Here is a 21,510-nt window from a genome sequence, read left to right on the forward strand (position 1 = left end):
CAGGCCGAGGGCGTTTTTTCTTGGGTCTGCGACCAATTTCCTACCAAATTGCCCCGTTTCGGTCATGACCCGTCAGGAAACGACGCCTATATGACGGGCGCGCCCCTCACGGAGATGTGTCCGTCGGGGCCCAGGGATTGCGAAACGATGGCGGACGATGCCGGTCGGCTGAACCAGGTCTTTGCCGAGACCTCATTCCTTTACGGGTCCAATGCGGCCTACGTCGAGGAGCTTCAGGAGAAGTGGGCGAAAGACCCCGGCTCCGTCTCCGCCGAATGGAAAGCCTTCTTCGACCAGCTGCGCGACAACGCCGCGCTGGTGACCGCTTCGGCCGGCGCCGGGAGCTGGGGCCGCGGCGTGGCGACCGAACCGACCGAGGAGACCGGCGTCTTCGACGGCCGTTGGCCGGCCCCGAAGCCCGATCCCAAAAAGCCCGGCGCTGCGCCGGCTGCTGCTGCGCCCAAGGCTGCGCCCCCCGACGTCTCGGCCGATGCGATCCGCGCCGCCGCCCACGATTCCATCCGCGCCCTGATGCTGATCCGCAGCTATCGCGTGCGCGGCCACCTGCAGGCCAAGCTGGACCCGCTGGGCATCGAGCAGCCGGTCGAGAACCCTGAGCTGACGCCCGAATTCTACGGCTTCAGCGGCGCCGATCTGGATCGTCCGATCTTCCTGGACGGCGTGCTAGGTCTTCAGACCGGCACGATCCGCGAAGTGCTGGAGATCCTGAAGCGCACCTACTGCGGCAATATCGGCATCCAGTTCATGCATATCGCTGAACCGGAAGAGAAATCCTGGCTGCAGCAGCGGTTCGAGGGCGCCGACAAGTTCGAGCAGAACGCCTTCTCCAAGGAAGGCAAGCTGGCCATCCTGTCCAAGCTGGTCGAGGCCGAAGGCTTCGAACGCTTCCTGCACAAGCGTTTCCCCGGCACCAAGCGCTTCGGTCTGGACGGCGGCGAGGCCATGGTCCCGGCGCTGGAGCAGGTCATCAAGCGCGGCGGTTCGCTGGGCGTCGACGAGGTCGTGCTGGGCATGGCCCACCGCGGCCGCCTGAACGTGCTCGCCGCCGTGATGGGCAAGCCCTACAAGGTCATCTTCCACGAGTTCCAGGGCGGCTCGGCCGTGCCGAGCGACATCGAGGGTTCGGGCGACGTCAAATATCACATGGGCGCCTCGTCGAACCGCGAGTTCGACGGCAACCACGTCCACCTGTCGCTGACCGCCAACCCGTCTCACCTCGAAATCGTCAACCCGGTCGTGCTGGGCAAGGCGCGCGCCAAACAGGCGTTCGACATTCGCGAGGCCAACGAGGGCGTGCCGGAAGGCCAGTGGGCGCTGGATCGCTCCAAGGTCGTGCCGCTGCTGATCCACGGCGACGCCGCCTTCGCCGGCCAGGGCGTGGTCGCGGAGTGCTTCGCCCTGATGGGGCTGAAGGGTTACCGCACCGGCGGCACGCTGCACTTCGTCATCAACAACCAGATCGGCTTCACCACCAGCCCGCGCAACTCGCGCTCGTCGCCCTATCCGTCGGATGTGGCCCTGATGGTCCAGGCGCCGATCTTCCACGTCAACGGCGACGATCCCGAAGCGGTCGTCTTCGCCGCCAAGGTGGCCACCGAATACCGCCAGAAGTTCCACAAGGACGTGGTGGTGGACATGTTCTGCTACCGCCGCTTCGGCCACAACGAAGGCGACGACCCCACCTTCACCCAGCCGCTGATGTATTCGAAGATCCGCGCCCAGCCCTCGACCCGCGAACTGTATTCGCAGCGTCTGGTGGCCGAAGGCGTGATCAGCCAGGCCGAAGTGGACGCCGAGGTCGAGCGGTTCGAGAAATTCCTCGACGAGCAGTTCGAGGCCGGCAAGACCTGGTCCGCCGAAAAGGCCGACTGGCTGGACGGCCAGTGGCAGGGCTTCCAGTCGCCCAAGGACGAGCTGCGCGGCGACACCGCCGTGCCGCTGGCCAAGTTGACCGACCTGGGCCACCGCCTGACCACGATCCCCAACAGCGTCGACATGCACAAGACGCTGAAGCGCGTCATCGACGGTCGCCGCGAAGCCGTCAGCTCGGGTCAGGGCCTGGACTGGGCCACGGCCGAGAGCCTGGCCTTCGCCAGCCTGGTCGATGAAGGCTTCCCGATCCGTCTGTCGGGGCAGGATTCGGTGCGCGGCACCTTCTCGCAGCGTCACTCGGGCATCATCGATCAGACGACCGAAGAGCGCTACATCCCGCTGAACAACCTGCGCGAAGGCCAGGCCAATTTCGAGGTCATCGACTCGGCCCTGTCCGAAGAGGCGGTGCTGGGCTTCGAGTACGGCTATTCGCTGGCCGACCCCAATACGCTGGTCATGTGGGAAGCCCAGTTCGGCGACTTCGTGAACGGCGCCCAGGTAGTGATCGACCAGTTCATCTCTTCGGGCGAACGCAAGTGGCTGCGCATGAGCGGCCTGACCATGCTGCTGCCGCACGGCTATGAAGGCCAGGGGCCGGAACACTCCTCGGCCCGTCTGGAGCGCTTCCTGCAGGCGTGCGCCGAAGACAATATGCAGGTCGCCAACTGCACCACCCCGGCCAACTATTTCCACATCCTGCGTCGCCAGATGCACCGGCCGTTCCGCAAGCCGCTGATCCTGATGACGCCCAAGTCGCTGTTGCGTCACAAGAAGGCGGTATCCAGCCTGGCCGATCTGGCCGAAGGCTCGTCCTTCCACCGCGTCCTGCACGACGACGCCCAGACGCGGCCCGAGATCGCTGGCATCACGATCAAGGCGGACAAGGACATCCGCCGCGTCATCCTGTGTTCGGGCAAGGTCTATTACGATCTGCTGGACGCGCGCGAGAAGAAGGCCAAGGACGGTCAGGCGGTGGACGACGTCTACATCCTGCGTCTGGAGCAGTTCTATCCGTGGCCGATCCAGTCGCTGCGCAAGGAACTGGCCCGCTTCCCCAACGCCGAACTGGTCTGGTGCCAGGAAGAGCCGAAGAACATGGGCGGCTGGACCTTCGTGGATCCGTGGCTGGAGTTGACGCTGGACAAGCTGGACGTGAAGGCCAAGCGCGCCCGCTACGTCGGCCGTCCCGGATCGGCCTCGACCGCCGCCGGTCTGATGAGCCGGCACCTGAAGGAACTCGAAGCCTTCACGACCGAAGCCTTCGCCTGATACACGTACAAAAGACCGACTAGAGACGAGCTGGACCTGACATGGCCGACATCCTGACCCCCGCCCTCGGTGAATCCGTCACCGAAGCCACCATCGCAAAGTGGACCAAGAAGGTCGGTGATCCGGTCAAGAAGGACGAACTGCTGGTCGAGCTGGAGACCGACAAGGTCTCGCTGGAGGTCGTCTCGCCCGCCGACGGCGTGCTGGGCGACATCAAGGCGGCCGAGGGCGACAATGTCGTTCCCGGCACGGTCCTGGGTTCGGTGACCGAGGGCGCGTCCGCCGCCGCCGCTCCGCCCGCTGCGCCCGCCGCTGCCCCTGCCAAGGCCGCCAAGGCTGACGCCAAGGCCGCGCCGGCCGCCGCCGCCGCGATCGACATCACCGTGCCGGTCATGGGCGAGAGCGTCGCCGAAGGCTCGATGGGCAAGTGGGTCAAGAAGAACGGCGATGCGGTCAAGAAGGACGAGCTGCTGGTCGAGATCGAGACCGACAAGGTCGCGGTCGAGGTGTCGGCTCCGGCTGACGGCGTCCTGACCATCGCCGCCGACGAAGGCGCGACCGTCACGCCGGGCCAGAAGATCGGCTCCATCTCGGGGTCGGGCTCGGGTTCGGGCGCGGCGAGCGCGCCGGCCGCCGCGGCTCCGGCGCCCGCCGCCGCTCCGGCCAACACCGGCTCGGCCCAGGTCTCGGCCGCCAAGAACGAAACCCTGTCGCCCGCCGTCCAGCGCGTGGTCGGCGAGAACAATCTGGATCCCAAGGCCCTCGCCGCCACGGGACCGAAGGGCAATATCACCAAGGCCGACGCCATCGCCGCTATCGGCCAGGCCTTGGCTCCGGCCCCTGCCGCCGCCGCGCCGGCCGCCCCGCGCGCTGACCAGCCGCGTGAAGAGCGGGTGAAGATGACGCGCCTGCGTCAGACCATCGCCCGTCGCCTGAAGGAATCGCAGAACACGGCCGCCCAGCTGACCACCTTCAACGAGGTGGACATGACCAACGTCATGGCCCTGCGCGCCCAGTACAAGGACGTGTTCGAAAAGCGCCACGGCGTGAAGCTGGGCTTCATGTCCTTCTTCACCAAGGCCGTCGTCGCGGCCCTGCATGAGATCCCGGCCGTCAACGCCGAGATCGACGGCACCGACATCATCTACAAGAACCACTACGACATCGGCGTCGCCGTCGGCACCGACAAGGGTCTGGTGGTTCCTGTCCTGCGTGACGCCGACACCCTGTCGCTCGCCGGCATCGAAAAGGGCATCGGCGCCCTGGGCAAGGCCGCACGTGACGGCTCGCTGACCATGGATCAGATGCAGGGCGGCACCTTCACCATCACCAACGGCGGCACCTATGGCTCGCTGATGTCGACGCCGATCTTGAACGCGCCGCAGTCGGGCATCCTGGGCATGCACAACATCGTCCAGCGCCCGATGGCCATCAACGGCGAGGTCAAGATCCGCCCGATGATGTATCTGGCCCTCAGCTACGATCACCGCATCGTGGACGGCAAGGAAGCCGTGACCTTCCTGGTCCGGGTCAAGGAACTGCTGGAAGATCCGGCGCGGGCCCTGCTGGACCTCTGATTTCCTGAAAGGCGGCGATGATTTCGTCGCCTTTTTCTTTGGTGCGAGGCGCGACCATGCTGACCCTCTACGCCGCGACCGGATCCTGCAGCCGGGCCAGCCATATTGCGCTGGAAGAGTCGGGGCTGGCCTATGAGGTTCGTCTGGTCGATTTCGCCAAGGCCGAGCAGCGCGAGACGGCCTATCTGGCGATCAATCCCAAGGGGCGCGTTCCTGCGCTCGCGACCGATCAGGGCGTCCTGACCGAGAGCCCGGCCATTCTGGCGCACATCGCCGCCCTGTCGCCGCCCGGCCTCTTGGCGCCGAGCGATCCCTTCGCCTTTGCGCGGATGCAGGCGTTCAACCTCTTTCTGGCCACCACCATCCACGTCGCCCACGCCCACGGTCGTCGCGCCGCGCGCTGGAGCGACGATGCCGCCGCCCAGGCGTCAATGGCGGCCAAGGTCACGCAGAACATGCGCGACGGCTTCGCCCGGATCGAGGCGGACCTGACCGGCGAATGGGCGATGGGCGACGCCTATACGGTCGCGGACCCCTATCTGTTCACCTTCGCCGGCTGGCTGGAAAGCGACGGCGTGGACATCGCCGCGTTCCCACGCGTCCAGGCGCATTTCGAGCGCATGAAGGCGCGTCCGGCGGTTCAGCGCGCCCTGGCCGCCAAAGCTTAGCGGGCGCGCTCGCAGACCAACGGTTGTGTCTAATTTGCGCCGGTCGTTAACGATCCGAATCGGCGCCGCATTTTCCCTGATTACAAGCGCCGAAAATGGCGCCTTATTTCGGACATGGAGTGGGCGGCGCGCGCGATAGGGATGTTCTACGTCTTGGGCGGACTGATGCTTTTGTATCAGGCCTGGCTCAACTGGCGTCTGCAACGGGCCTTGGCCGGCGTCATCGCCGTTCCCGCTAACGATCAGATCGCAGACGGCGTGATCGCCCTGGGCGGCGTGGTGGTGCTGATGTCGGGCGTCGCGCTGGCGGCGCTCAGCGCTTGGGCCGTGGTCGCCTTTCTCGCCGGTTGGGCGATCCAGGCCGCCTATCTACTGTGGGTAAACCGCGCCGATCTCGACAGCCCCCTGGCCAGCGGCCGGTTGAAGTCGGTGCATGCCTTCGCCGCCTATACCGCCGTCACTGGCGTGGTGCTGTGGCTGCCGCTGACCGGCGTCCTGGGCTGATCAGCCGAACTCGGCTTCCAGGTCGGCCAGACGCGCCGCCTGGTCCTCGGCGATCAGGGCGTTCAGCAGCGGATCGATGTCGCCTTCCATGATCTGGGGCAGGCTGTGCAGGGTCAGGTTGATGCGGTGATCGCTGACCCGCCCTTGCGGATAGTTGTAGGTGCGGATCCGTTCGGACCGGTCGCCCGACCCGACCTGGGACTTGCGGCTGTCCGAACGGGCCAGGTCCTTGGCCTGGCGCTGCATGTCGTACAGGCGCACGCGCAGGTTCTTCATCGCCTTGTCGCGGTTGACGTGCTGGGACTTCTCCGACGACGTCACCATGATGCCGGTGGGCAGGTGGGTGATGCGTACGGCGGAATCGGTCGTATTGACGTGCTGACCGCCCGAACCCGACGCGCGGAAGGTGTCGATGCGGATGTCCTTGTCGTGGATTTCGATCTCCACGTCCTCCACCTCGGGTAGGACCGCCACCGTCGCCGCGGAGGTGTGGATGCGCCCTTGCGACTCGGTCGTCGGCACCCGCTGCACCCGGTGAACGCCGCTTTCGAACTTCAGCCGGCCGAACACGCCCTCGCCCGTCACCGTGGCGATGATCTCCTTATAGCCGCCGGCGTCGCCCTCGGTCGCGGAATCCAGCTCGATCCGCCAGCCGCGCGTTGAGGCGTAGCGCGAATACATGCGGAACAGATCACCTGCGAACAGGGCCGCCTCGTCCCCGCCGGTGCCGGCGCGCACTTCCAGAACGGCCGAGGCGTTCTCGTCGGCGTCGCGCGGGGCCAGCAGCAGGGCGACCTCGCGTTCCAGCTCGGGCAGCCTGTCGGTCAGCGCCCGCAGCTCCTCCTCGGCCATCGCCGCCATTTCAGGATCGGCCGTCATGGCCTCCAGGTCCGCCATTTCGGCGCGCGCCCTGGCCAGGCCCTGGACCGCATCGACGACGGGCTTCAGCTCGGCGTGCTCCTTGGACAGCCGCACGATCTCGGCGCCGTCGGTCGCCGAACCCATGCGCGCCTCCACCTCGTGGAAACGGTCGAGCACCTGATCGAGACGGGCCTGGGGCAGTCGCAAGAGGGAAATGTCCTGAGAAAAAGCGGAGCGCCGTCCTTACCCGCCGGGGGCCGTCGTGTCGATTGCAAGCCGTGTCGGGGCGTGAACCGGCGCCGGCGCCGCGCTTGTGATCGGCGATAACGGCCGGGTCACGATGGCGTCAGTCGCGGTGACGCAATCGGCTCAAAGCCATTAGTTGAGGCCGAACAACCGTGAGGAGGACGCCATGTTCGATCGCCCGCCCCCATCGCAGCCCGACGCCGCCGAGGTCGCCGAAAGCGTCGATCGCCTGTGCCGCCTGTACGACAGCCGTCTGGCCGAGACCGGCGGCGACCTGTCGCCCGAGGACGCCCGCGAACTGAGGGCCATGGCCGCCATCTACGATCTGGACACCGACCGCCCCTCGACCGAGGTCTGGCGCGACCTTCGCGCCGTCGTCACCCGCCAGGCGCCGCTTGACGCCACGGCGCCGGCCGAGGTCGAGGCCCTGACCCTTCTGGTGGTCGAGGACGATCCCGACGCCGCCGCCTCCCTGACCGAACTGCTGACCGAGGCGGGCCACAATGTCGTCGGCCCGTTCCACAGCGCCGCCGCCGCCGAGGCCGCCGCTGCGCTGCACAGCATCGATGCGGCCTTGCTGGACATCAACCTGTCGGGCGAGATGACCGGGGTGGAACTGGCCCGCGTCCTGACGGACCGCTGGGCCGTACGGGTCATCTTCATTTCCGGCGATGTCGCCGCCGCCGCGAAGAATGCGGACATGGCCGAAGCCCTGGTGCTGAAACCCTACAACGGTGCGCAAATCCTGGAGGCTGTGGCGCGCCTCGCCTGAGGGTGGGATCCAGATCCCCCAGCTTGCGTCTAAGGCGCAGGCGGGCGATCACGGATCATGCTGTCGAACCGGTCCCGCTACGCCCTGCGCGCCATGGTGCATCTGGCCGGTCTGCCGGATGGCGGCCCCGCGACCATCGCAGAGATCGCCGAGGCGGCGGCGGCTCCGCGAAAGTTCCTAGAGGCCATCCTGCTGGACCTGCGTCGTCAGGGTCTGCTGGCTTCGAAGCGGGGCAGGGCGGGCGGCTATGCGCTGGGCGCGCCCGCCGACGCCATCAGCTTCGCCGACGTCATCCGCGCGCTGGAAGGCCCCCTGGCCCTCGCGCCCTGCGCCTCGCGCACCGCCTACGGCCCGTGCGAAACCTGCCCGGATGTCGAGACCTGTCCGTTGCAGCCCGTGCTTCAGGACGGGCGCGACGCGATCGCCGCCGTCTTCGAGGCGCGAACCCTTCTGCAAGCCGCCGTCACTTCTTCTCCTATTGACCGACTAGGGAAATAGCCCGCACCGTTCGCTCCCCACTCCAGAGGCCGTCATGCAAGATTTCCTGCTCTTCCTCGCCGTCGGATTTCTGGCCCAGATCGTGGATGGGGCGCTGGGCATGGCCTATGGCGTGATCTCCTCCACCGTCCTGCTGTCGTTCGGCGTGCCGCCCGCGACGGCGTCGGCCAGCGTCCACGCCGCCGAGGTCTTCACCACGGCGGCCTCGGCCGGGTCGCATACGGTCAACAAGAACGTGAACTGGAAGCTGTTCGTGCCGCTGGCGCTCGGCGGGGTCGTCGGCGGCGGCTTCGGCGCCTTCGTCCTGACCAGCATCGACGGCGATCTGCTGAAGCCCTTCATCACCACGTATCTGGCCATCATGGGCGTGGTGATCATCTGGCGCGCCACCCGTCAGACGCGCGAGCGGATCTTCCCGCGCAAGTTCGCCGGCCCCCTGGGTCTGGTCGGCGGCTTCTTCGACGCCATCGGCGGCGGCGGCTGGGGACCCACGGTCACCACCACCCTGGTCGGCACGGGCCAGGATCCGCGCGTCTCGATCGGCACCACCAATACGGCTGAGTTCTTCGTCACCTCCGCCATTTCCGCCACCTTCCTCGCCGCCCTGCTGACCGGTCACTGGCAGGAGGCCGAGGGCTTCTCCACCCACGCCATGGCCGTGCTGGGCCTGATCATCGGCGGCCTGATCGCCGCCCCCTTCGCCGGCGTCATCGCCCGCATCGCCCCGCGCCGGGCTCTCACCTACGGCGTCGGCGCCGTGGTGCTCCTGTCCGCCGGCTATCAGGCCCTGCGGCTGTTCAAAGTGATCTAAAACGCAAAACGGCGGAGGGTTCGCGCCCGCCGCCGATCCAACTTCGACTTTGATTTCCGAATACCGCCGGCATCGCCACCCTGCATAAGCGGCTTCCGCAGCCTACTCCGCCGCCTGAAGCGCCGCCGCGCGTGCGGCGTCCAGTTCGGCGGCCTTTTGTTCGACTAGGTCGACGATGTGGTCGATCATGCCGTCGTTGGCCTGTTTGTGGGCGATCTTGCCGTTCAGATAGATCATGCCCGCGCCCTTGCCGCCGCCGGTGAAGCCGATGTCGGTATAGAGAGCCTCGCCCGGTCCGTTCACGACGCAGCCGATCACCGACAGGCTCATCGGCGTCGAGATATGGGCCAGCTTCTCTTCCAGCACCGCCACCGTCTCGATGACGTTGAAGCCCTGACGCGCGCAGGACGGGCAGGCGATGATGTTGACCCCGCGGTGGCGCAGACCCAGCGACTTCAGGATGTCGAAGCCGACCTTGATCTCCTCGACCGGATCGGCGGCCAGGGACACGCGGATGGTGTCGCCGATCCCGGCCCACAGCATCGACCCCAGGCCGATGGCGGACTTGATGGTGCCGGTGCGCAACGGCCCCGCCTCGGTCACGCCCAGATGAAGCGGGCAGTCGATCGCCTCGGCCAGCTGCTGATAGGCGGCGACGGTCAGGAACGGGTCGGACGCCTTCACCGAAATCTTGAACTCGTGGAAGTCGTGGTCCTGCAGGATGCGGGCGTGGTTCAGGGCGCTCTCGACCATGGCGTCGGGGCAGGGTTCGCCGTACTTTTCCAGAAGTTCCTTTTCCAGCGAGCCGGCGTTGACGCCGATCCGCATCGAGCAGCCATTGTCCTTGGCCGCCTGGATCACGTCGCGGACGCGGTCGGCCGAACCGATGTTGCCCGGGTTGATGCGCAGGCAGGCGGCGCCCGCCTCGGCCGCCTCGATGCCGCGCTTGTAGTGGAAGTGGATGTCGGCGACCAAGGGGACCTTGGCCTCGCGCACGATGGTCCTGAAGGCGGCGGTCGATTCCACGTCGGGGCAGGAGACGCGCACGATATCGGCGCCGGCCTCTTCCAGCTGACGGATCTGGTCGATGGTCGCCGCCGCGTCCGTCGTCGGCGTATTGGTCATCGACTGGACGCTGATCGGGGCGTCGCCGCCCACCAGGACGGAGCCGACGCGGATCTGGCGGCTCTTGCGACGCTCGATGTGGCGCCAGGGTCGGACGTGCGTGTGATCGCTCATGGGAGCATCATATAGGCCGATGATGACGGCGGGACCACGGCCGACGCATCAGTTCGGCGCGGGGGCGGGTGAAGAGGGCGCGGGCGCAGGGGAAGGCGTCGCCCCTGGCGTCGCGGCCGCCTGGGTCCGGGCCTGGGCGGCCTGAGCCTGGACCTGGGCGCGCGCCTGGCTGGCGGCCAGCGCCTTGGCCGCCTGATCCGCGCGACTGTTCAACTGCGCCAGCGGCGTCAGCACTCCGGCCAAGGGTCCGCCGTACTCGCCGTTAAGGAAGACGTCGAAAGCCGCCGGGTCGGACACGTCCACCGTCGCCGCCACGCCGATGGGCGCGCGCCAGGCCTCGCCCGGCGCCATCTGACGCGCGAACAGGGCCTGACCGTCGCCCAGCCGAACGACCAGGGCGCCGGCCGTCTTGGCCTGGATCACCACCATCGAGGCGTTGGCCGAGGCGCCATAGACGGCCCCGCGCGGGTTGAACGCCTTCTGCACCGGCTCCGGATTGGCGGCGGCGGCGATCACGGCCGGATCGGTCGGATCGACCCCGGTCAGTTCGGCCTCCAGCCCTGGTGTGATATACAGCGCCGGCGTCGTCTGGTCGGGCGGGGCGGACATGGGCGCGCTGAGCGCGACCTGCGGATCCGGATCGGCCGCCCCGGTCCAGGTCTTCGGCACGGCGGCGATATCGGACGGATGGGCGGTCTGATGCAGGCTGGCGCGCTGGAACACGTTCCAGCCGATGACGGCGACCACCACGGTGGCGATGCCCGCGACGATGCGCGGCGAATGGCGTTTCACGTCCTCGAAGGCGATGCCGATGGGCGCCTTCAGCGGCACGGAGGTGTCGGGGCTCTCGCGCTTGAACCGCTCGACGGCGGTCTGTTCGTCCAGCGCCAGGGCCGAGGCATAGGCCCGCACATAGCCCAGGGCGAAGACCCGCGAGGGCAGGGACGACCAGTCGTTCTGCTCCAGGGCGGTCAGGAACCGGCGATGCACCTTGGTCTCGGCCGCCAGTTCGGCCGCCGACTTGCCCGACCGCTCGCGGGCGGCGCGAAAACCGTCGCCCAGGGTCGCGGCGTCGACGAAGGCGGCCGTCGGATCGGGCCGGTCCGCAATGCTTTCGATCGCCTCGGGGGCGACCCCCGCATTCAGCGTCATGACGCCTGACCCCATGTCCGGGAAACACAGCGCCGACGCGCCGTTCACAGGGCCCGAGATAGACGATTGCGCGCCGACCAGCAACGCCGCCCGTGCGTCCAGACGGCTGCGATCAGACCGCGACGTTCAGCTTGCGCGCCAGGGATTCAATCTCGTTACGAACCGAGCCGGTGGACAGGTTCAGCAGATTGGCCATGCCGCGCCGGGCCGCATTCAGGTCCGCCGACAGGATCATCCGCTTGACCGGCCCGACCCCGCCCGCCGGCGCCGACAGTCGGGTGAAGCCCAGCACGATCAGAGCGAAGGCCTCCAGCGGCCGCCCCGCCAGTTCGCCGCAGATCGAGACCGGCGTGCCGGTGTCGGCGCAGGCCTTCTGGATGGTCTGGAGCGCACGCAGGGTCGGCGGCGACAGCGGGTCGTAGCGATCCGACACCAGCGGATTGGTCCGGTCGGCCGCATACATGTACTGGAACAGGTCGTTGGTGCCGATGGAGACGAAATCCGTCAGCGGCAGCAAGGCGTCCAGATGCCACAGCAACGACGGGCATTCGACCATCGCCCCGACGCGCAGCAGGGCGGGCAAAGCGCGCCCGCGACGCCGCGCCCAAGCGCATTCGATATCGACCAGCTCGCGCGCGGCCCGGAACTCGTCCACCGTGGCGATCATCGGGAACATGACGCGCAGTTCGCGCCCGGCCCCCGCCGCCAGCAGCGCCCGAAGCTGCATTCGCAAAAGCGACGGTCGGTCCAGACCCAGGCGGATGGCGCGGCGGCCCAGCGCGGGGTTCTCTTCGCGCTCGGCTTCCAGATACGGCAGGACCTTGTCGCCGCCGATGTCCAGGGTGCGGAAGGTCACGGGTTTGTCGCCCGCCGCGTCCAGCACCAGCTTGTAGAGCGCCGTCTGGGCGTCCAGCCGCGGCAGTTCGTCCGAGACCATGAACTGGAATTCGGTGCGGAACAGGCCGATGCCCTCGGCGCCCGTCTCGATCATGTTTTCCAGATCGACCGCCAGCCCGGCGTTGGTCAGGACCGTGATCCGCTGCCCGTCCAGGGTCACGGCCGGCACGTCGCGTAGCTGGGCGAACTCGGCCTGGCGCTGTTCGCGCACGGCCATGCGCGACTGCACGGCCTCCAGCATGTCGGGGCGGGGACGCAGATAGGTCTCGCCGGTCTCGCCGTCGGCGATGACCATGTCGCCTTCCGACAGCCGGTCGCGCAGGCCCATCAGACGACCGACGCACGGGATCTGCAGCGCGCGGGCGACGATGGCGGCGTGGCTGGCGGCCGAGCCCTCTTCCAGCAACAGCCCCTTCAGCTTGTCGCGCGGATATTCCAAGAGGTCGGCGGGGCCCAGGTTGCGCGCCACCAGGATGGCGTCGTCGGGCAGTTCGCGCTCGCCCGGCTTGTCGCCCGCCAGCACCCGCAGCAGCCGGTTGGCCAGGTCCTCGAAGTCGTGCAGCCGCTCGCGGATATAGGGGTCGCGCGCCTGGGCGAAGCGGGCGCGGTGTTCGTTTCGGACGCGGTCCACCGCCGCCTCGGCCGTCAGGCCGTTCCGCACCGCCTCCTCCAGCGACCGGTTCCAGCCCCGGTCGTCGGCGAACATCCGATAGGTTTCCAGCACCTCGAACGACGGACCGGCCAGGCCCTGACCCTTGTCCAGCATGACATCCAGGCCGCTCTTCAGCGTGGCCAGCGCCAGCTTCAGCCGCGCCTCCTCCATCGCCGGGTCGTCGGATAGCAGGCGTTCGGGCGCCAGCGGCGCCTCGTGCAGAACCACATGGCCGAAGGCCAGGCCGTCGGCGAACTTCTGGCCCTTCAGTCGTTCGGGCCGGTGCGGCGCCAGCTCCACGTCGCGCAGCTCGTCCAGCGCCAGCAACTCGCCCGACGACACGGTTTCGGACAGGACCATGGCGATGGTCTGGATGTCCTCGACCTCTTCCTCGTCATAGCGCCGCTCAGTGCGGTTTTGAACGACCAGGACGCCGATGGCCCGGCCGCCGCGCAGCAGCGGGGCGCCCAGGAAGGCGTGATAGGGGTCTTCGCCCGTCTCGGGGCGATAGGAGAAGGACGGGTGCGACGGGGCGTCCGACAGGCTGATGGGTTGGGCCATCCGCGCCACCTCGCCCACCAGGCCCTCGCCGGGCCGCAGCCGGGTATTGTGCACGGCGTCGGGGTTCAGACCCTCGGTGGCGAACAGTTCGAGCTCGCCCGACGCGCGACGCAGATAGATGGAGCAGACCTCGGCGACCATCGACCGGGCGATGATCTTGACGACCATGTTCAGCCGGTCCTGCGCCGGCGTCGCGCCCGCGCCGGCCCCGCCCAGAGCCTCGCGGATCTGGCGCAGGAGGATCCGGGGTCCTCTGGTCATCGCGCCGCCTGCCGGCATCATGTCTCCCGCGCCCCGGCGCCTAGGCGCCTTCTGAAATCACCCTATACCGCGTCCAGCCCATATGCCGAATGCAGGGCGCGAACGGCCAGCTCGGCGTAGGCGGCGTCGATCAGCACGCTGATCTTGATCTCGGAGGTCGAGATCGCCTGGAACTTCACGCCCTTGTCGGCCAGGGCCTTGAACATGGTCTGGGCGACGCCCGCATGGCTGCGCATGCCCACGCCGACGACCGAGACCTTGGCCACGTCCTCGTCGACCCGGATTTCCTCGAAGCCGAGCTGCGCCTTGGCGGCGGTCATCAGGTCGGCGGCGCGCACGGCGTCGCGACGGCCGGTCGTGAAGGTCAGGTTGACCGTTCCGGCGGTGCGCGACTGGCTCTGCACGATCATGTCGACGTTGACGTTGGCCTCGGCCAGGCGCGTGAAGACGTCGGCGGGCGCGTCCACCCGGTCGGACAGGCCCAGCAGGGTGATGCGGGCCTCGTCACGGCTCATGGTCACACCGGACACGATACGTTTTTCCACGATCTCCTCCTCGTCGCAGATCAGGGTTCCACCCTTGTCGGGCATGACGCCATTCGCGTCGGGTTCGATAAAGCTTGAAAGGACGCGGACCGGCACCTGTTTAGCCATGGCCAACTCGACCGAGCGGGTCTGCAGCACCTTGGCGCCCAGGGACGCCATTTCCAGCATCTCTTCGTAGGACACCTTGGCCAGGCGGCGCGCGCGGTTCTCGATGCGCGGGTCGGTCGTATAGACGCCGTCCACGTCGGTATAGATGTCGCAGGGGCAGCCCAGGGCCGCCGCCACGGCGACCGCCGAGGTGTCCGAACCGCCGCGCCCCAGGGTCGTGATCTTGCCGTCCGCCGTCACGCCCTGGAAGCCGGGCACGATTGCGATCTCGCCGGCGTCGACGGCGGCGCCCAGCTTCTCGCCGGGAATGTCGATGATGCGGGCGCGGGCGTGGGCGTCGTCGGTCAGGATCGGCACCTGCCAGCCCATCCACGAGCGCGCGTTGAAGCCCATGTTGCGCAGGGTCGCGGCCAACAGGCCCGAAGTCACCTGTTCGCCCGAGGCGACCACCACGTCATATTCGTCGTCGCTGAGCGGCAGGCCTGCAGCGGCCGGTCCGGCGCCGTCGGTCCAGGCGACCAGTTCATTGGTTTTGCCCGCCATGGCGGAGACGACGACGGCGACCTGTTTGCCCGCCGACACTTCGGCTGCGACGATCCGCGCCGCACGCCGAATGCGTTCGAGGTCGCCCATCGAGGTGCCGCCGAACTTCATCACCAGTCGTGTCGTATCGGGCCGCGTCATCGTGGCGTTCCGCCCCCTGCTTGCGTGAAAGGGCGCGAAGGTTCATCCCTCGCGTCATGACCGCTTCTAACGGCGCCGCTCCGTCTCGCCTACCCCAACAGGGGCATGGTTTTTCGCAAAATTCGTCCGAAACGGCGTTCGGCGCATCGATCGACCCCGCCGACGTGGCGCGCTTCTCGGCCCAGGCGGCCGAATGGTGGGACGCGCACGGGCCGTTCGCGCCGCTGCACCGCTTCAACCCGGCGCGGCTGGCGTTGATCCGCGACCAGCTTTGCACGCGGCTGGGCCGCGATCCCAAGGCGCGGGCGCCGTTCGAAGGTCTGACCCTGCTGGATGTGGGATGCGGCGGCGGACTGATCGCCGAGCCGATGCGGCGGATGGGCTTTGATGTCACCGCTCTCGACGCCTCGTCCGAGAACATCGGAACGGCCCGCGCCCACGCCGACATGGTCGGTCTGGATATCGCCTATCGCGCCGCCACGGTCGAACAGATCGAGGCGGAAGGGGCGGGGCCGTTCGACGTGGTCCTGACGATGGAGGTGATCGAACATGTCGCCGATCCCGAAGGCTTCGTGCGCGCCTGTTCGCGCCTGGTCCGGCCGGGCGGGGTGATGATGGTCGCCACCCTGAACCGGACCCTGAAGTCGCTGGCCTTGGGCAAGGTGGCGGCGGAATACATCCTGCGCTGGGTGCCGGCCGGCACCCACGACTGGCGCCAGTTTCTGAAGCCCGAGGAAATCCGCGCGATGCTGGCCGCCGAGCCGGTGGCGGTCGAGGGGCCCTATGGCCTGAACTACGACCCGCTTCACGACCGATGGAGCCAGACCGACGATGCGGGCATCAACTATATGATGGTCGCGACGCGCAGCGCTTAAGCAATCTCCCTCCCCTTCATGGAGAGGGACGATCGCGCAGCGATCAGGGTGGGGGCGTAAGGGCGCGAGCGGGGTGGCCTTAACCTCCCCACCCTGGCTCCGCTTCGCTTTGCCGTCCCTCCCCATGAAGGGGAGGGAGAAAATCAGACCTTTTCGGCCTTCTTGCGCGTCCAGCTGTAGAGGCCGAACACCGCCGCCGCGAAGACGACGATCCCGGCCAGCATGGCGGGCCAGGCCGAGCCTTCGGGGATCATGGCGAAGGGGGCGTCGCTGTTCGTGCCGACGATGACGCTGGCGTAGAAGACGCCGAACAGGCTTTCGCCCACGATCAGGCCAGACGCCAGCAGCACGCCCATGCGGCGCGCCACATCGGCGAACCGGGTCGTCTTGACCGCCTTGTCATAGAACCAGCCGACCACGGCGCCGATGACCAGCATCGTCGTCACGGCCGCCGGCAGATAGAAGCCGATGCCCACGGCCAGAGGCGGAAGCTTGATCTTGCCCTTGGTCGATTTGGACACGACGGCGTCCAGCACGATGATGATCACGCCGATCACCGCGCCCAGGCCGATCAGGTCCCAACGCAGGTCGCCGCCGATGACGCCGCGCGCCAAGGCCGAGATCAGGGTCGCCTGCGGCGCCGCCAGCGGCTCGTTGGCGATGCCGGAAGGACCGCCCTCGAACCCGAAGGCGCCGTTCAGCTTGTTCAGGATGAAGGGGATGACCAAGGCGCCGGCGACGACGCCGATGATCAGGGCGACCTGCTGACGCCACGGCGTGGCGTCGACCAGTTGGCCGGTCTTCAGATCCTGAAGGTTGTCGTTGGCGATGACGGCGACGGCGAAGACGACCGCCGTCACGATCAGGGCGAAGGCGATGATCGACCCGTCGGCCGGCACGCCCGCGATCTTCATTACGCCCAGCATCAACAGCGAGGCCACGATGATGGCCAGGATGCCGACACCCGAGACCGGGCTGTTCGACGAGCCGATCAGACCGGCCATATAGCCGCAGATGGCCGCGACCGCGAAGCCGATCAGCACCACATAGACCAGGCCGCCGACGACCAGCAGGGGCGCGGACGCCGCCAGCGTGGGCGAGGCCAGGGCGATCCAGGTCAACAGGCCGGCGATGGCGATCAGGGCCGCCACCGAGACGGCGCCGACGATCTTGATCGGAATGTCCTGTTCGGTCCGCTCCAGCACCTCGCCGTGCGAGCGCTTGGATTGGGCCGCCAGGGCCGAGGTCAGGCCGCCGATCAGCGGACCAGCCAGTTTGATCAGGGTCCAGATCGCCGCCACGCCGATGACGCCGGCGCCCATGAAGCGAACCTCGCGGCTCCAGACCGTCATGGCCAGCTCTTCGGCGTGCGTCTCGGCCGGCAGGGTCGCGGCGATCGAGGGCAGGCCGTGCGAGGTCAGCCAGGCGATGGTGTCGGGGCTGGTCAGGATCGGCACGGCGATGACCCAGGCCAGGATCAAACCAAACAGTTGGGCCAGGCCGACCGTCAGGCCGATCAGGTGACCGGCGCCCAGCAGGGCGAACTGCATGCCAAAGCCGACGCCCGTCGCGCCGCCGCCCAGGGCGGCCGGCAGTTTGAAGAACCTGGCCGTCTCGCCCGCAAAGACGCGACCCGCGACCAGCAGGGCGTAACCGGCCGACACCACGGCGCCGGCGACCACGACCCACAGGCCGGACTTGTTCTCGCGCACAGCGCTTTCGGTCTGTTCGGCGCCGCGCGAGCCGACCTTCAGCACCTCGGCGGCGGCGACGCCTTCGGGGTAGGGCAGGCCGCCGTTGGTCACCAGGGCGCGACGCAGCGGGATCGAGAAGGTGACGCCCAGTATGCCGCCGAAGATGCAGATCAGCGTCGATTCCCAGAACGGAAACTCCAGCCACCAGCCGATCATCACCAGGCCGGGCAGGACGAAGATGATCGAACTCATGGCGCCGCCGACCGAGGCGACGGTCTGGACCGTCATGTTCTCCCAGATGGTCGAGGTGCGGAAACCGCGCAGGATCGCCATCGAAATGACCGCCGCCGGAATGGCCGAGGCGAAGGTCAGGCCCACCTTCAGGCCCAGGTAGGTGTTGGCGGCGGTGAAGACCACCGCCAGCAGCACGCCTAGCACAAGGGCGCGAAGGGTAAGCTCAAGCCGGCCCTTCGGGGCGGCGGCGGCGTCAGTCATCGAAAAATTCCCCACGTTTGCGCGGACGTAAGCGCATTCTGTCGCAGGCGGCAACTGGTCGCGGTCAGATGCGGGCGCCCCCGCCGCTTGGCCCCGCGACCCGGACGGGCTAGGACCGGCCCATGCCTGAACTTCCCGAGGTCGAAACCGTCCGACGCGGCCTGACGCCGGTGCTGGAGGGCGCGCGGCTGTCGCGGGTCCGGATCAACCGGCCCGACCTGCGATTTCCCTTCCCCGAGCGCTTTGTCGAACGGCTGGAGGGAGCGACGGTGCTGCGGATCGACCGGCGGGCCAAATATCTGCTGATGCCGCTGTCGACCGGCGAGACCTGGATCACCCACCTGGGCATGACCGGCCGCTTCACCCTGGACGGAACCCTGCTGGGCGAGTTCGAGGAGGCCGCGCCCATCGCCGGCAAGCACGAACATTTCAGCGGCGGCGCCATCCGCGATGGGGCGGCGACCCGCATCGGATACGCCGACGCGCGCCGGTTCGGCTTCATGGGCCTGATATCCAGCGACCAGATCGAGACCCATCCCTGGTTCGCCGGTCTGGGGCCCGAGCCGCTGGGCAACGGCTTTTCCGGCGCCCATCTGGTCGAGGCCTTCGCGGGCAAGAAACAGAACATCAAGGTCAGTCTGCTGGATCAGCGGATCGTCGCCGGCCTGGGCAATATCTATGTCTGCGAGGCCCTGTACCGCGCCCGCATCTCGCCCCTGGTCGCGGCCGGATCGGTGTCGAAGGCGCGGCTGGAGCGTCTGGCGACCGAGGTCCGAAACGTCCTGAACGACGCCATTGCGGCGGGCGGCTCGACCCTGCGCGACTTCGCCAACGCCGAGGGCGGCCAGGGTTATTTCCAGCACCGGTTCGACGTCTATGGCCGCGAGGGCGAGCCTTGCCGAGGCGACAAATGCACCGGCGTCGTCGCCCGCATCGTCCAGGGCGGCCGTTCCACCTTCTACTGCCCCTCCTGCCAGAAGCGATAAGCCTTCGAGGTCCGACCCATGCGCAAAATCCACTTGTGGATCAGTCTGATCGTCGGCGTCCTGGTCTGGGGCGCCTATTTCGTCCACTTCGTCCAGGGCTTGCGCGACGGCGACCTCGGCGACCTGATCTGGTGGTTCGTCGCCGCCCTGGTCGTCGCCGCCGTCGCCGAGGCCGCCGCCACCGGCCTGATCGCCCGGCTGTTCCGCCGCCGCGCCCGCGTGCTGGACGAGGGGCCGACGCTTCAGGCGGCGTTGAAGGCGGGTCATGTCGCCCTGATGCTGCTGGTCGGCCTGGTCCTGATCTCGGCGCTGATGCTTGCCCTGTCGTCCGTCTTCGGCTGGACGCTGGACCTGTCGGGCGCGCGGGGCCAGGTGATCGCCGCCAATCTGCTGCTGGGCATGGTGGTCGTGGTCGAACTGTTCCGCGCCGCCCTGACCCTGGCCCTGATGCCCCGACGGTAGCGCCTGCGCTAGCGGGGCCCGCCTCGCGCCTGTATGACCGTCGTCAAAGGAGACCGACCATGGCCGACGCCTATGCCAACCTGCTGATCGAACGCCACGCCGACGGCTATGCGGTGGTGACCCTGAACCGGCCCGAGGCGCTGAACGCCCTGAACGCGGCCCTGTTCAAGGATCTGGCCGACTTCCTCGACAGCGTCGAACAGGACGACAGCGTGCGCTGCCTGATCCTGACCGGCTCGGGCGAAAAGGCCTTCGCCGCCGGCGCCGACATCAAGGAGATGGCGGACCAGACCTATGCCCAGATGTACACGGGCAACTATTTCGCCCTCGGCCACGACCGCATCACCCGGTTCAGAAAGCCGATCATCGCCGCGGTCAACGGCTTCGCTCTCGGCGGCGGCTGCGAACTGGCCATGCTGTGCGACTTCATCGTCGCTTCGGACAAGGCGAAGTTCGGTCAGCCCGAGATCAACTTGGGCGTCGCGCCGGGCATCGGCGGGTCCCAGCGCCTGACCCGTCTGGTGGGCAAGTCCAAGGCCATGGACATGGTCCTGACCGCCCGGATGATGGATGCGGCGGAAGCCGAACGCGCCGGCCTCGCCTCGCGCGTCTTCCCGCACGACACCCTGCTGGATGAAACCCGCAAGATCGCCGCCAAGATCGCCTCGCAAAGTCCGCTGGCGATCATGGCCAACAAGGAGATGGTCAACGCCGCGCTGGAGACGACCCTGACCCAGGGCGTCCAGTTCGAACGCCGCCTGTTCCACTCCCTGTTCGCCTTCGAGGATCAGAAGGAAGGCATGTCCGCCTTCGTCGAAAAGCGCAAACCCGAGTTCAAGGGGCGATAGGTCGCAACGCACGCGTCAACCGATCGCCGTGATCGGGCGTTAGGGGCGAATGATGATCCGCCTCCTCGCCTCGCTCCTTGCGACCCTGTTCGTTCTCGCCCCTGTCGCCGTCCAGGCCCAATCCCAGACCCAAGCTCAGGCTCCGGCCTTCAGTTCCAGCCGCATCATTGTCGAGACGCGCGGTCGGGGGCCGGACATCATCTTCATCCCCGGCCTGGGCTCCACCGGCTCGGCCTGGCGATCGACGGCGGATCGGCTGGATGACCGCTATCGGGTGCATCTCGTCACCCTGCGCGGCTTTGGCGAGACCCAGATCGGCGACAATGTCAGCGGCGGTCTGGCCGGCCCCGCCGCCAGCGAGATCGAACGCTACATCCGCGAGCAGCGCATCGACCGTCCCGCGGTGATCGGCCATTCGCTGGGCGGCCAGATCGCCCTGCGCGTCGCCGCCGATATGGGCGACCGGATCGGGCGCGTCATGGTGGTCGATTCCTCCCCCTTCTTCCCGTCCCTGATCGACGCGCGCACCACATCGGATCAGGTCGAGCCCCTGGCCCGGCTGGGCTATCAGGCCCTGCTCCTGTTCGGCGATCAGGCGCTGAAGTCCCAGGTCGCGGCCTTCGGCGTGGACATGGGTCTGGCCGGCGACATGGTGTTCCAGGGGCTGGGGCTTCAGGGCGGCGACCGGCGCGTCCTGGCCCAGGGTCTGTATGAGGCCCTGACCGTCGATCTGCGGCCCCGCCTGTCGCAGATCACCGCCCCGGTCACTGTCGTCTATGGCTGGACCCGCGATCCCGACGCGCCCCGCAACAGACTCGAGGGTCTGTATCGCTACGGATTCCAAGGCCTGGCGCGCACCGCCAGGTTCGAGCGGATCGAAGGCGCCGAGCACCAGGTGATGATCGAACAGCCGCAGCGGTTCCTGGCGGCGGTGCAGCGGTTCCTGAGCTGA

Annotated in this window: 18 protein-coding genes; 12 read left to right on the plus strand and 6 right to left on the minus strand. The window is 67.9% G+C overall.

Features of this window, described 5'->3' with window-relative positions:
• Positions 1-147 precede the first annotated feature (147 nt).
• From ASF81_RS11710 to ASF81_RS11725, 4 genes are all read left to right on the plus strand, one after another.
• Positions 148-3,162, plus strand: coding sequence for a 2-oxoglutarate dehydrogenase E1 component (locus ASF81_RS11710; RefSeq protein WP_055808786.1), 3,015 nt, complete (start codon positions 148-150; stop codon positions 3,160-3,162).
• A 41-nt stretch (positions 3,163-3,203) separates the two neighbouring features.
• A complete protein-coding gene (odhB, locus tag ASF81_RS11715; protein ID WP_055808789.1) occupies positions 3,204-4,739 on the plus strand; it encodes a 2-oxoglutarate dehydrogenase complex dihydrolipoyllysine-residue succinyltransferase in 1,536 nt (511 codons plus the stop codon).
• A gap of 56 nt (positions 4,740-4,795) precedes the next feature.
• Positions 4,796-5,407, plus strand: a complete 612-nt coding sequence (locus ASF81_RS11720; RefSeq protein ID WP_055808791.1) for a glutathione S-transferase family protein — start codon at positions 4,796-4,798, stop codon at positions 5,405-5,407.
• A gap of 141 nt (positions 5,408-5,548) precedes the next feature.
• A complete protein-coding gene (locus tag ASF81_RS11725; RefSeq protein ID WP_197070946.1) occupies positions 5,549-5,911 on the plus strand; it encodes a hypothetical protein in 363 nt (120 codons plus the stop codon).
• Here ASF81_RS11725 and prfA read toward each other — a convergent pair whose 3' ends face one another.
• Positions 5,912-6,979 carry a peptide chain release factor 1 gene (gene prfA / locus ASF81_RS11730; RefSeq protein ID WP_017505440.1) on the minus strand — a complete coding sequence of 356 codons (1,068 nt, stop codon included), beginning with the start codon at positions 6,977-6,979 and terminating at the stop codon, positions 5,912-5,914. It abuts the gene before it with no gap.
• A 205-nt stretch (positions 6,980-7,184) separates the two neighbouring features.
• Here prfA and ASF81_RS11735 point away from each other — a divergent pair, with 205 nt between their 5' ends.
• From ASF81_RS11735 to ASF81_RS11745, 3 genes are read left to right on the plus strand one after another with little or no spacing between them, the layout of a single operon-like run.
• On the plus strand, positions 7,185-7,790 hold the full coding sequence (locus ASF81_RS11735; RefSeq protein WP_055808793.1) for a response regulator: 606 nt from the start codon (positions 7,185-7,187) through the stop codon (positions 7,788-7,790).
• Positions 7,791-7,847: 57 nt separating this feature from the next.
• Complete coding sequence (locus ASF81_RS11740) at positions 7,848-8,288, plus strand: Rrf2 family transcriptional regulator (protein ID WP_055808795.1); 441 nt, start codon at positions 7,848-7,850, stop codon at positions 8,286-8,288.
• A gap of 34 nt (positions 8,289-8,322) precedes the next feature.
• Complete coding sequence (locus ASF81_RS11745) at positions 8,323-9,099, plus strand: sulfite exporter TauE/SafE family protein (protein WP_055808797.1); 777 nt, start codon at positions 8,323-8,325, stop codon at positions 9,097-9,099.
• A gap of 102 nt (positions 9,100-9,201) precedes the next feature.
• Here the strand turns inward: ASF81_RS11745 and ispG are convergent, their stop codons facing one another.
• The 4 genes from ispG to ASF81_RS11765 form a co-directional block, all read right to left on the minus strand.
• Complete coding sequence (gene ispG, locus ASF81_RS11750) at positions 9,202-10,338, minus strand: flavodoxin-dependent (E)-4-hydroxy-3-methylbut-2-enyl-diphosphate synthase (protein ID WP_055808798.1); 1,137 nt, start codon at positions 10,336-10,338, stop codon at positions 9,202-9,204.
• A 48-nt stretch (positions 10,339-10,386) separates the two neighbouring features.
• Positions 10,387-11,490, minus strand: coding sequence for a RodZ family helix-turn-helix domain-containing protein (locus ASF81_RS11755; RefSeq protein ID WP_200932957.1), 1,104 nt, complete (start codon positions 11,488-11,490; stop codon positions 10,387-10,389).
• Between the two features lie 112 nt (positions 11,491-11,602).
• A complete protein-coding gene (gene ptsP, locus ASF81_RS11760) occupies positions 11,603-13,861 on the minus strand; it encodes a phosphoenolpyruvate--protein phosphotransferase (RefSeq protein ID WP_369814640.1) in 2,259 nt (752 codons plus the stop codon).
• 62 nt (positions 13,862-13,923) lie between these two features.
• Positions 13,924-15,198, minus strand: a complete 1,275-nt coding sequence (locus ASF81_RS11765; protein ID WP_055808799.1) for an aspartate kinase — start codon at positions 15,196-15,198, stop codon at positions 13,924-13,926.
• A 56-nt stretch (positions 15,199-15,254) separates the two neighbouring features.
• On the opposite strand from ASF81_RS11765, the gene ubiG reads away from it, so the two are divergent.
• Positions 15,255-16,073, plus strand: a complete 819-nt coding sequence (gene ubiG, locus ASF81_RS11770) for a bifunctional 2-polyprenyl-6-hydroxyphenol methylase/3-demethylubiquinol 3-O-methyltransferase UbiG (RefSeq protein WP_156363247.1) — start codon at positions 15,255-15,257, stop codon at positions 16,071-16,073.
• 143 nt (positions 16,074-16,216) lie between these two features.
• Here ubiG and ASF81_RS11775 read toward each other — a convergent pair whose 3' ends face one another.
• A complete protein-coding gene (locus ASF81_RS11775) occupies positions 16,217-18,262 on the minus strand; it encodes an OPT family oligopeptide transporter (protein WP_055808800.1) in 2,046 nt (681 codons plus the stop codon).
• A 122-nt stretch (positions 18,263-18,384) separates the two neighbouring features.
• Here ASF81_RS11775 and mutM point away from each other — a divergent pair, with 122 nt between their 5' ends.
• The 4 genes from mutM to ASF81_RS11795 are packed head-to-tail and all read left to right on the plus strand — an operon-like array spanning position 18,385 to position 21,510.
• Complete coding sequence (mutM, locus tag ASF81_RS11780; protein WP_055808802.1) at positions 18,385-19,248, plus strand: bifunctional DNA-formamidopyrimidine glycosylase/DNA-(apurinic or apyrimidinic site) lyase; 864 nt, start codon at positions 18,385-18,387, stop codon at positions 19,246-19,248.
• An 18-nt stretch (positions 19,249-19,266) separates the two neighbouring features.
• Complete coding sequence (locus ASF81_RS11785; protein WP_055808804.1) at positions 19,267-19,710, plus strand: hypothetical protein; 444 nt, start codon at positions 19,267-19,269, stop codon at positions 19,708-19,710.
• Positions 19,711-19,769: 59 nt separating this feature from the next.
• Positions 19,770-20,558, plus strand: coding sequence for an enoyl-CoA hydratase-related protein (locus tag ASF81_RS11790; protein ID WP_055808807.1), 789 nt, complete (start codon positions 19,770-19,772; stop codon positions 20,556-20,558).
• A gap of 52 nt (positions 20,559-20,610) precedes the next feature.
• Positions 20,611-21,510: an alpha/beta fold hydrolase gene (locus tag ASF81_RS11795; protein WP_200932958.1), complete on the plus strand. Its 900-nt coding sequence runs from the start codon at positions 20,611-20,613 to the stop codon at positions 21,508-21,510.

The sequence above is a fragment of the Brevundimonas sp. Leaf168 genome, assembly GCF_001423685.1.
Taxonomy (GTDB): domain Bacteria; phylum Pseudomonadota; class Alphaproteobacteria; order Caulobacterales; family Caulobacteraceae; genus Brevundimonas; species Brevundimonas vesicularis_C.